The sequence below is a fragment of the Cellulomonas hominis genome (assembly GCF_005239125.1).
GTDB classification, from domain to species: Bacteria; Actinomycetota; Actinomycetes; order Actinomycetales; family Cellulomonadaceae; genus Cellulomonas; species Cellulomonas hominis_A.
The window spans coordinates 25,002-34,529 of sequence record NZ_SZYE01000019.1 but is presented as its reverse complement, the minus strand read 5'-3'; the positions used below and the strand labels follow the sequence as shown (position 1 = coordinate 34,529).

Annotated in this window: 11 protein-coding genes; 3 read left to right on the top strand and 8 right to left on the bottom strand. The window is 77.7% G+C overall.

The genetic code is table 11. The annotated features are described in order from the left end of the window. The 8 genes from FA014_RS04585 to FA014_RS04550 all read right to left on the bottom strand — a co-directional run. On the bottom strand, positions 1-990 hold a 990-nt coding region (locus tag FA014_RS04585), incomplete at its 3' end, for an asparaginase (protein ID WP_154728523.1). Between the two features lie 74 nt (positions 991-1,064). After that, a complete protein-coding gene (locus FA014_RS04580; protein WP_230322864.1) occupies positions 1,065-1,412 on the bottom strand; it encodes a DUF2516 family protein in 348 nt (115 codons plus the stop codon). A 48-nt stretch (positions 1,413-1,460) separates the two neighbouring features. Continuing rightward, complete coding sequence (locus FA014_RS04575) at positions 1,461-2,582, bottom strand: FUSC family protein (RefSeq protein ID WP_154728520.1); 1,122 nt, start codon at positions 2,580-2,582, stop codon at positions 1,461-1,463. Between the two features lie 7 nt (positions 2,583-2,589). Beyond that, positions 2,590-3,753, bottom strand: coding sequence for a CAF17-like 4Fe-4S cluster assembly/insertion protein YgfZ (gene ygfZ / locus FA014_RS04570; RefSeq protein WP_154728519.1), 1,164 nt, complete (start codon positions 3,751-3,753; stop codon positions 2,590-2,592). Between the two features lies 1 nt (position 3,754). Further along, the gene (locus tag FA014_RS04565; protein ID WP_154728518.1) at positions 3,755-4,342 is read right to left on the bottom strand and encodes an FABP family protein; all 588 of its coding nucleotides are present in this window, start codon (positions 4,340-4,342) and stop codon (positions 3,755-3,757) included. Positions 4,343-4,508: 166 nt separating this feature from the next. Next, positions 4,509-5,006, bottom strand: coding sequence for a DUF4395 domain-containing protein (locus FA014_RS04560; protein WP_419178363.1), 498 nt, complete (start codon positions 5,004-5,006; stop codon positions 4,509-4,511). Between the two features lie 44 nt (positions 5,007-5,050). Beyond that, a complete protein-coding gene (locus tag FA014_RS04555) occupies positions 5,051-5,485 on the bottom strand; it encodes a thioredoxin family protein (RefSeq protein ID WP_154728517.1) in 435 nt (144 codons plus the stop codon). Between the two features lie 49 nt (positions 5,486-5,534). Next, positions 5,535-6,302: a hypothetical protein gene (locus FA014_RS04550; RefSeq protein ID WP_230322863.1), complete on the bottom strand. Its 768-nt coding sequence runs from the start codon at positions 6,300-6,302 to the stop codon at positions 5,535-5,537. A 170-nt stretch (positions 6,303-6,472) separates the two neighbouring features. Between FA014_RS04550 and FA014_RS04545 the strand changes: the two genes are divergently transcribed. The 3 genes from FA014_RS04545 (at position 6,473) to FA014_RS04535 (ending at position 9,514) form a co-directional block, all read left to right on the top strand. Continuing rightward, the gene (locus tag FA014_RS04545) at positions 6,473-7,207 is read left to right on the top strand and encodes a winged helix-turn-helix transcriptional regulator (protein ID WP_154728515.1); all 735 of its coding nucleotides are present in this window, start codon (positions 6,473-6,475) and stop codon (positions 7,205-7,207) included. Positions 7,208-7,307: 100 nt separating this feature from the next. Beyond that, entirely contained in the window at positions 7,308-8,579 is a 1,272-nt protein-coding gene (gene nhaA, locus FA014_RS04540; RefSeq protein WP_154728521.1) for a Na+/H+ antiporter NhaA, read from the top strand. A gap of 11 nt (positions 8,580-8,590) precedes the next feature. Beyond that, entirely contained in the window at positions 8,591-9,514 is a 924-nt protein-coding gene (locus FA014_RS04535; protein WP_154728514.1) for an alpha/beta fold hydrolase, read from the top strand. Positions 9,515-9,528 lie beyond the last annotated feature (14 nt).

Genomic DNA, 9,528 nt, shown 5'->3' with positions numbered 1-9,528 from the left:
CGACGCGCTCGGGGACGTGCCGGTCCTCGGGCACGGCGAGCCCGTCGGGGCGGTGGTGCCGGCGTTCGACGCTGCCGCGACCGCGACCCGCAGGGCCGCCGCGAGCACCGCGGGCCGCGGGCGGCCGGCGCCGTCGGTCACCTTGAACGCGAGCGCCGACCCGTCGGGCAGCGCCGCGGCGTACACGCCGTCCGCCCCGTCCTTGGCCACCAGCCCGGGTACCGCCCGCATGGCCCGCGTGACGTCGCGCGCGGCGCCGCCGACCAGCTCGGGGTGCTCGGACATCGCGAGCGCGACCCGCGCCAGCGGGGTGCCCGGCTCGGCGACGGGGGCGACGGCGATCCGCGCGAAGGCCCGCGCCAGGCCGACCAGGGTCGTGGAGAACAGCGGCGCCCCGCAGCCGTCGACGGTCACGTGCCAGGCCTGCTCGCCGGTCAGCTCCTCGACGGCGGCGCGGCACGCGATCTGCACCGGGTGCTCCGCCTCGCGGTACCGCTCGGGCTCCCAGCCGGGCTCGTCGGCGTGCGCGACGCAGGTCGCCAGCATCGCCGCGTGCTTGCCGGAGCAGTTCTGCGCGACCGGCTCCGGCCCGTGCCCGTCGGTCCGCCACGCGAACGCGGCCTCGGCGTCGAGGGGCAGGTCGGGGGTGTTGTCGAGCGCCGACTCGTCCAGGCCCGCGCCGAGCAGCGTCTCGCGCACGACGCGCAGGTGCTCGGGGGTGCCGTCGTGGCTGGCGCACGCGAGCGCGAGGTGCGGGCCGTCCAGGTCGAGGCCCGCGCGCAGCATGCCGACCGCCTGCAGCGGCTTGAGGGACGACCGGGCGAGCACGGTGACCTGCGGGTCGCCGAGGGCCAGGCGCACCGAGCCGTCGGGCGCGAGCACGACCAGGTGGCCGAGGTGCACCGACTCGACGAGGTCGCCGCGGACGACCCGGGCCAGCGGGACCGCGGACGAGGCGACGTCCCCCGCCCCCGCGCCGTGCCGCGCCACGACGGCGGCGGCGCCCGGGGTGCCGTGCAGCCGGTCGGCCAGGTCGGGGCCGCCCTGCCGGATGCCGGGCACGCTCACCACCCGCCGCGGGTCGGGCCCTGGCCGCCGCGCCCGCCGCCCCGGCGCGAGTGCGGGGCGATCGCCGGGCGCACGTCGACCAGGTAGACGATCGCGGCGACGGCGCTCAGCAGCGCGAGGAAGGTCGGGAACGCCCCGAGCCCGAGCGGCGGCGGCACGGAGAAGAACGCCACCGCGGTCGCGATGCCCAGGATGATCGACCAGATCTGCTTGGTCTGCTTGCCCGCCGCGACGTACGCGGACGCGGGCCGGCGGAGCGCGTCGACCAGCGCCCAGACCGCCAGCACGAGGATGACGAGGGTGAACAGGAGGAAGAGCACGACCTGCACGTTGCCGAAGATCACGGGCCGAGCCTACGGGGCGCCGCCCGCGGCCGCCGCGCCCGCCCGGCCCTAGATCTCGGGCAGCGCCTCGCGCGCCGTGCGGGGGTCGACCCCGGCGGCCTCGAGCAGGTCGACCACGAGCGACCGGACCAGCAGCAGCAGGCTCTGCGCCTGCAGGTCGTCCGGCGTCAGGGTGAACGGGTCGAGCTCGGCGGCGAGCCGCAGCAGGTCCTCCCGGGCGCGCAGCGGCTCGGACCCGGACCCCAGCGCCGCGGCCAGGGAGTCGGCGGCGAGCGCCACCCGGTCGACCGCGTCCGCGACCGGCCCGAGGTCGCGCTCGTGGTCGGCCTGCACGGAGGCGAGCGCGCGCCGCGCCAGGACCCGCGAGTTCCGCACCGCGCGGTCGACGCGGACGGCCGACTGCCCGATCCACGCGAGCTCCGTGCGGTGCCGGCGGGCAGCGGGCGACACGCGCCCCAGGTCCCGCGCGGAGGCCGCGGCGTCCTGCCACTCGTCCAGCGCGGGCTGCGACGCGCGGCCGCGGATCAGCGCGTCCTCGACGTCGTGCACCGTGCGGCCGCGCATCCCGCGGGCGAGCAGCCGCAGCATCCCGGCGAGCTCCTCGACGGCGGCCCGCCCCTGCGCGCGGGGACGGCGCCGGGGGTCGCTGGGCGTGAGCGCGGCGACGGCGAGCGCGACCGCGCCGCCGACCAGCGCGTCGGTCCACCGCCCGACCGGGCCGCCCGACGCGCTCACCGCGGGCAGCCCGACGATGACGATCGCCTGGACGCCCGCCTGCGTCGTCAGCATCGGCCCGCGGTCGAGGAACCGGGCGGTGAGCGCCGCGACGAGCAGGACGAACGCCACCTGCCAGGCCCCGGTGCCGATGACGTGCACCACCAGGTCGCCCAGCCCGACGCCGATCGCGACGCCGACGGCGAGCTCGGCGACCCGGCGCAGGTCCCGGTCCGCGGTGAAGCCGAGCGCGACCCAGGCGCTCACCGGCGCGAAGAACGGGGCGCTGTGCCCGAGGACCTCGGCGCCGATCCAGTACGCGACGCCCGCGGCGACCACCGCCTGCAGGACCGGCACGAACGCGGTGCGCACCCGCGCGCGGCCCTGGCGCACCCGGGCGGCGACCTGCACCCGCACCGACGACGGCCCGCCGACCGGCCGCGACCCGCCCGTCACGCGCGCGTCACAGCATCGGGTGGCCGCCGAGGCCGCGGGTGAGCGGCCCGCGCGCGGCGGGGCGGTCGACGGACACGCCGTCGCCCGGGACCACGACCTCCTGGCCGGCGGTCAGCACGCCGCCGTCCGCCTCGACCACCAGCTCGACGTCCACCGGCACCGAGCGCTTCACGACCGCGAGCGCGACCGGGCCGAGCTCGTGGTGCCGGGCCACGGTCGTGACCAGGCCGACCTCGCGACCGGGCTCCCCGGTGGTGAGCAGGTCGCCGAGGTCGCGCACGACCGCGCCGGCCTCGGGCAGCACGTGCCCGGAGCCGTCGAGGTGCAGCAGCACCAGGCGGCGCGGCGGCCGGCCCATGTTGTGCACCCGCGCGATCGTCTCCTGGCCGCGGTAGCAGCCCTTGTGCAGGTGCACCGCGGTGCGCAGCCAGTCGAGCTCGTGCGGGATCGTCCGGTGGTCGACCTCGCGGCCCGCGCGGGGGCGCCACGCCTCGACGCGCACCGCCTCGCTCGCCCAGGTGCCGACCAGCGGCCAGCCCGCCGCCTCGCGGGCCCGCACGGCGTCGGCCAGGCCCGCGCGCGGGACCAGCACCAGCCGCCAGGCGCGGTCCGCGCCGGGGTGCTCGTCGTCGGGCAGCCCGTACCGGGTGCCGCCGGGGAGCGTGCGCGGCCACGGGTCGCGCCAGGTCACCGGCTCGCCCTCGGCGCCCTCGGCGTCGACCGGCTCGCCGATCGCGGCCCAGTCGTCGGTCACGTCCGCGACCTCGACGCGGAGCATGAACCGCATCCGGTCCAGCCACGCGGCCAGCGCGGGCGCGGTCTCGCTGATCAGCCAGGTGGCCTCGCCGTCGTCCACCACGGCGGCCACGTGCTCGACGTGCCCCTGCGGGCTGAGCACGAGCGTCTCCGTCGAGGTCCGCGGCGGCAGGCTCGTGAGCTCCTGCGACGTGATGGAGTTCAGCCAGGACAGGCGGTCCGGGCCGGCGACCCGCACCGCCCCGAGGTGCGACTGGTCGACGACCGCGCCGCCGCGGGTCAGCGCGCGCTGCTCCGCGGTGGGGTCGCCGTAGTGCCAGGCGACGCCCGCGTCGGGGCCGGAGGCGGCGACGGCACCGTGCCGGTCGAGCAGCGGGCTGCGGTGCCGGGGCCCGGCCGCGACGTCCTCGGCCATGTCAGCCCACCACGCGGCTCAGCCGCGCGGAGGCGTACGACTGCAGCTCGTGCCCGAACGCGGCCAGGTCGTGCGCCCACATCAGCTCGCCGTTGACCAGGCCGTACAGGCGCTTGCCGGCGGAGACGTCGGCACCGGTGGCGGTGCGCGCGATCACGTCGCTGACCAGGTCGATCCGGCCGTTCCCGGTCGCGCCCACGTACACGGCGACGTGCCCGGACGGGTCGGCGAGCAGCAGCTCGACCGGCGACAGGGCGGACCCCATGCCCTCGGGCCGCTCGGGCGGGATCCGCCAGTAGCCCTGCTCGGTCGACCACACGGCGCCCTCGGCGTCCGGGCCCGCGTCGGCCTCGGCCGGGGTGCCGTCCGCGTCGGCGATCGCCGAGGCGTCGTCCGGCACGACGACGAGCCGGATGGTGGACGTGTAGGACAGGTACGGGCCACCGTCGTGGTCGATCACCACGTCCTGGGTGAACGCCGTCTCCTCGATGCCCGGGTACCCCACGACGCCTTCGCCGTGCCACCGCCCGACGAGCCAGGCGAGCGGGTACATCTCGGGTGCGAGACCCTCGGGCAGGGTGAACGCCATGGTAGCCCTTCTTGTCAGCGCTGTCCCTTGAACAGCCGGTAGACGACGAAACCGGCGAACCACCCGATGGTGATCGTCGCGGCGACGAGCAGACCGATGAACACGATCTCGAGTGCGTGCATCTGCCGATCCTAACGACGACGGGGCCCCGCGCCTTCCCGGCTCCTCAGGCCCGGGCGCGCCGCAGCCGGACGCCGAGCAGGTAGAGCTCGCAGCCGAGGCACAGGCCGAAGGCCGCCTTGAGCACCGCGGCGACGAGCGCCAGGGCCGCGGCGACCGGCGCCGCGCCCGGGACGCCCGCCAGCGCGAGCAGCACGCCGGCTCCGGTGATGACCAGGCCGACCAGCTGCGCGAACCGCGGCGGGCGCGGGTCCTCCAGCTCGGCCGGCGGGGCGAGCCGGGGCCGGACCAGGCGGCGGTACAGCAGCCCCTGGACGGAGCCCTGGGCGCCGCGGACGGCGCCGACCGCGAACAGCGCGGCGACCACGGCCAGCGCGACGACCGCGGCCGCGCCGGCGAGCAGCAGCACGACGACCAGCAGGACGGCGGTGAGGGCGGCCCCCGCCCGGGGGCCGCGGGGGTCGATGCCGGCCGTGGGGGCGTGCGGGGTCGCGGCGGCGGTGCCGCCGGCGGCGGGCACGGGCGTGCGGGGGGACGCGGGCACGGTGGTCTCCGGTGAGGTGGTGGGGTGGGCGGCGACGGGGCCGGTCAGGCGGCGGTGGCCGGACAGCGGTCGAGCGCGTCGAGCGCCTGCTGCCGCGTCGTCGCCCCGGACAGCCGCCCGCGCACGGCGCCGGTGCCGTCCAGCACCAGCACCGTCGGGGTGCGCAGCACGGCGAACCGGCGCACGAGGTCCAGACGGTCCTCGGCGGGCACCTCGACGTGCGCGACGCCCGGTCGCTCGCCCGCGAGGGCGGTCAGCACCGCGGCGGTGCTGCGGCACGGCGCGCACGCCGCGGAGGACAGCTGCAGGAACGTGGCCCCGGCCCCGAGCGGCGCGCCGAGGTCGGCGGCGGTCAGCCGGTCGACCGCCCGCGGGCCCGCGGGGGCGGCCACGAACCGGCCGTTGCGGGAGCGCCACAGCAGGCCGGCGACGAGGGCGACGGCGAGCACGCCGAGGACGAGCAGGACGCGCAGCCCCATGCCCACCCCCGGGTCGCGGCGCGGGCGCGCCCGGCGGGCGACCCGGTCGTCAGCCGACGATGACGCGGCCGACGACGTAGACCAGGATGCCGGTGACGGCGACGGGCAGCACAGCGACCGCCCACCCCGCGAGACGATGTTCCAGGGTCGGCAGCCGGTCGAACAGGGCGTCGCCCGCGGCGACCAGGACGCCGATCGCGGCGCCGAGCAGCCCCCCCGACAGCAGCCCGACGGTCGGCAGCGCGGCGCCCGCGACCAGACCGCCCGCGACGGCCGCGCCGAGCGTGGCGCCGGCGCCGGCCCAGCCGCGCAGGGGCAGGGCGGTGACCGCGGACCCGACCGCCAGGGCGACCGCCCCCGTCACCACGACGGCGTCGCCGGCGGCGGTCCGCTCGGCGGCGAGCCAGCCGGCCGCGCACACCGGCACCAGGGCACCGGCGACGGTCCCGGCGACGGACTCCACGAGCCGCTCGCGACCGTCCCGCCGCACGAGCTCCGCCACGAACGCGGCGAGCACCGCGCCCGCGAACACCGCGGGCACGTCACCCAGCAGCGGCTCGGTGGCGGTGACGTGCACGACCACGACGGCCGCGACGCCCGCGAGGCCGATCACGACCCCGCTGCCGACCGGCGCGGGCAGCCCCGCGACCCGGGGCCAGCCGACGGCGAGGACGGCGGTGAGGGCGACCAGCAGCACGGCCAGGACGACACCGTCCCGGCCGGCCAGCGAGACGCCCCCGAGGACACCGGCGACAGCGACGAGCGTCGCCAGGACGGCCGTGGTCACGGCGCGGTTCGAGGCGGGCACGGGCGCCATCCTCGCATCCCGGGACCGCGCACCCGGCATCGGGGCGGCGCGGGCCGGACCCGCGGGCCGCCCCGGGACGCGGGTTGCTTGTATCACCACCATGTGTCGCGGACACGCCCTCCGACGTGACATCCGAGGGGTACCGTGTCCCCCAATTCGGACGGGAGGAGGGTCCCTGCGTGGCCGACCTGCTGCTGCTCACGCCCGCGTCGGGGGGCTCCTCCCAGGTGCTGCCCGCGCTCGGCCTGCTGTCCCACCGCGTCCGGGTGCTGCCCGTGGAGCCCTCGGCCCTCGTGGACGCCCCCGACGCCGACATCGTCGTGCTCGACGCGCGCCGCGACCTCGTCACCGCCCGCACGACGTGCCGGCTGCTGCGCGCCACCGGCCTCACCGTGCCGCTGGTGCTGGTGCTGACCGAGGGCGGCCTCACGGTCGTCACGGCGGAGTGGGGCGCCGACGACATCGTGCTCGAGAACGCGACGCCCGCCGAGGTCGAGACCCGGTTCCGCCTCGTCATCGAGCGCGCCGCCCGGTCGTCCTACGACGACCACCCGCAGGAGATCTCGTCCGGCGAGCTCATGATCGACGCCGGCGGGTACACCGCCCGGCTCCGCGGCCGGCCGCTCGACCTCACGTACAAGGAGTTCGAGCTCCTCAAGTACCTGGTGCAGCACCCGGGCCGCGTGTTCACCCGGGCCCAGCTGCTCCAGGAGGTGTGGGGCTACGACTACTACGGGGGCACCCGCACCGTCGACGTCCACGTCCGGCGGCTGCGCGCCAAGCTCGGTCCCGAGCACGAGCAGCTGATCGGCACGGTGCGGAACGTCGGCTACCGGTTCGACCCGCCGAAGGACCGGCGCTCGGCCGACAGCGGGGCCGCGTCGACGGCCGCGGAGGTCCCCGCGGACGCCTGACCGTACCGCGCGCGGCTCCGGGGACGCCGGTACGATCCTCGGCGGTGTGCCGGGAAGTCTGGTCGGCGTCCACCTCGTCGACCCCACGGAGAGCCGCACCGTGACCCACACCCCGCCCCCCACCGAGGAGTCCGGCTCGCGCCTGTTCGGCGCGCTGACCCCCGGCGGGCTGGCCAACCTGCTGGACACCCTCCGCGCGGAGCGCACGGGCGGCGTGCTGCTGCTCGCGGGCGCCCTCGTCGCGCTGCTGTGGGCCAACTCGCCCTGGTCCGCGTCGTACACGACCATCTCCGAGACCGTGGTCGGCCCCGCGGCCCTGCACCTCGACCTCAGCCTCGCCGCGTGGGCGACGGACGGCCTGCTCGCGATCTTCTTCTTCGTCGTCGGCGTCGAGCTCAAGCGGGAGATCGTCGACGGGGAGCTCCGGCGGCCCGGCACGGCCGTGGTGCCCGTCGTCGCGGCCGTGGGCGGGATGGCCGTGCCCGCCCTGCTGTACCTGCTCGCCAACTCCTCGGCCGTCGGCGGGGAGCCCCAGGGGTGGGCGGTGCCGACCGCCACGGACATCGCGTTCGCGGTCGCCGTGCTGTCGGTGGTCGGACGGAGCCTCCCGGCGTCCCTGCGGGCGTTCCTGCTCACGCTCGCGGTCGTCGACGACCTGCTCGGCATCGTCGTCATCGCGGTGGTCTACACCGACGGGCTGCGCCTGGTGTGGTTCGCCGCGTCGCTGGTGGCGGTCGCGCTGTTCGCGGCGCTGGTCCGGGTGCGCCGGCCCGGGTTCGCCGGGCACGCCGCGCTCGTCGCGCTGGCGGTGACCGCGTGGGCGCTCATGCACGCGTCCGGGGTGCACGCGACGATCGCCGGCGTGCTCCTGGGCCTCACCGCGCCGGCGCTCGCCCGTCCGGGTGAGACGAGCAGCGTCGCCGAGCGCCTCGAGCACCGCTGGCGGCCGGTGTCCGCGGGGTTCGCGGTCCCGGTGTTCGCGCTGTTCGCCGCCGGGGTGCCGCTGTCCGGCGACGCGTTCGCCGAGGCCGTCGCCGACCCCGTCGCCCGCGGCGTCGCGCTCGGGCTCGTGGTCGGCAAGCCCGTCGGCATCCTGGCGGCGACCTGGCTGGTCGCGCGGTTCACCCGCGCCACCCTCGCCCCCGACCTGCACTGGCGGGACATCGCCGCCGTCGGGATGCTCGCCGGCATCGGCTTCACCGTGTCGCTCCTCATCGGGGAGCTCGCGTTCGGGGCGGGCGACCCGCACACCGAGCACCTCAAGGTGGCGATCCTGCTGGCCTCCACGACCGCGGCGCTCCTCGGCGGCGTGGCGCTGGCGGTGCGCGACCGGCAGCACCGATCCCGCCAGCAGGAGCTCGGGACGCGGTAGGTTCGGCGTCGATGACCGTCGACTCCGCCGCCCTCCTGCTCGACGGCCCGTGGCGGCACCACTTCGTGCCGGCGAACGGCTCCCGGTTCCACGTGGCCGTCGCGGGACCGGACGACCGCGACGCCCCGCTGGTGGTGCTGCTGCACGGGCTCCCCGAGCTGTGGTGGGCGTGGCGCCATCAGCTGCCCGCCCTCGCCGAGGACGGGCACCGCGTCGTCGCCATGGACCTGCGCGGCACCGGCGGCTCCGACAAGCCGCCGAGCGGCTACGACGTGCCGACGCTCACCCGCGACGTCGCCGGCGTCGTCCGCTCGCTGGGCTGCGACCGCGCCGTGGTGGTCGGGCACGGCGTGGGCGGCGGCGACGTGGCCTGGGCGATGCCCGCCTACCACCCCGGGCTGACCCGGGGCGTGGCCGTGCTGTCCTCGCCGCACCCCCTGACCCGCCGGGCCGACCCGCGGTCCGGGCTCCGCGCCCGCGCGACCCGCCGGATGGCCGAGATCCAGGCCCCGTACCTGCCGGAGCGCGCGATGACCCGCGGCGACCTCGTCGCGCGGCTGCTGCGCGAGTGGGGCGGGCCGCGCTGGCCGGACCCCGCCGCGCTCGCGCTGTACCGCCGGGCCGCCCTCGTCCCGTTCGCCGCGCACTCCGCGCTCGAGCAGGTCCGCTGGCTGTACCGGTCCGGCGTGCGCGCCGACGGGCGCCGGCACGCCGTCGCGCTGCGCGACGCGGAACCGGTGCCGACGCTGCAGGTGCACGGCGGGTCGGACGGCTGCTACAGCGTCTCCCGGGCGATGGCCCACGGGTCGGTCGCGCGCCGGCTGGGACCGCACTACCGGTTCGAGATGCTCTCCGGCGCGGGGCACTACCTCCCGGAGGAGGAGCCCGCGCGGGTCACCACCCTCCTGCGCGACTGGCTGCGCGAGCTCGGCTGACGCCCGCCCCGCCC

Coding starts and splice junctions, on each gene's coding strand:
- ygfZ (WP_154728519.1), bottom strand. CDS start 3,753: ATGGCCGAGGACGTCGCGGCCGGGCCCCGGCACCGCAGCCCGCTGCTC.
- FA014_RS04565 (WP_154728518.1), bottom strand. CDS start 4,342: ATGGCGTTCACCCTGCCCGAGGGTCTCGCACCCGAGATGTACCCGCTC.
- FA014_RS04555 (WP_154728517.1), bottom strand. CDS start 5,485: ATGGGGCTGCGCGTCCTGCTCGTCCTCGGCGTGCTCGCCGTCGCCCTC.
- FA014_RS04550 (WP_230322863.1), bottom strand. CDS start 6,302: ATGGCGCCCGTGCCCGCCTCGAACCGCGCCGTGACCACGGCCGTCCTG.
- FA014_RS04535 (WP_154728514.1), top strand. CDS start 8,591: ATGACCGTCGACTCCGCCGCCCTCCTGCTCGACGGCCCGTGGCGGCAC.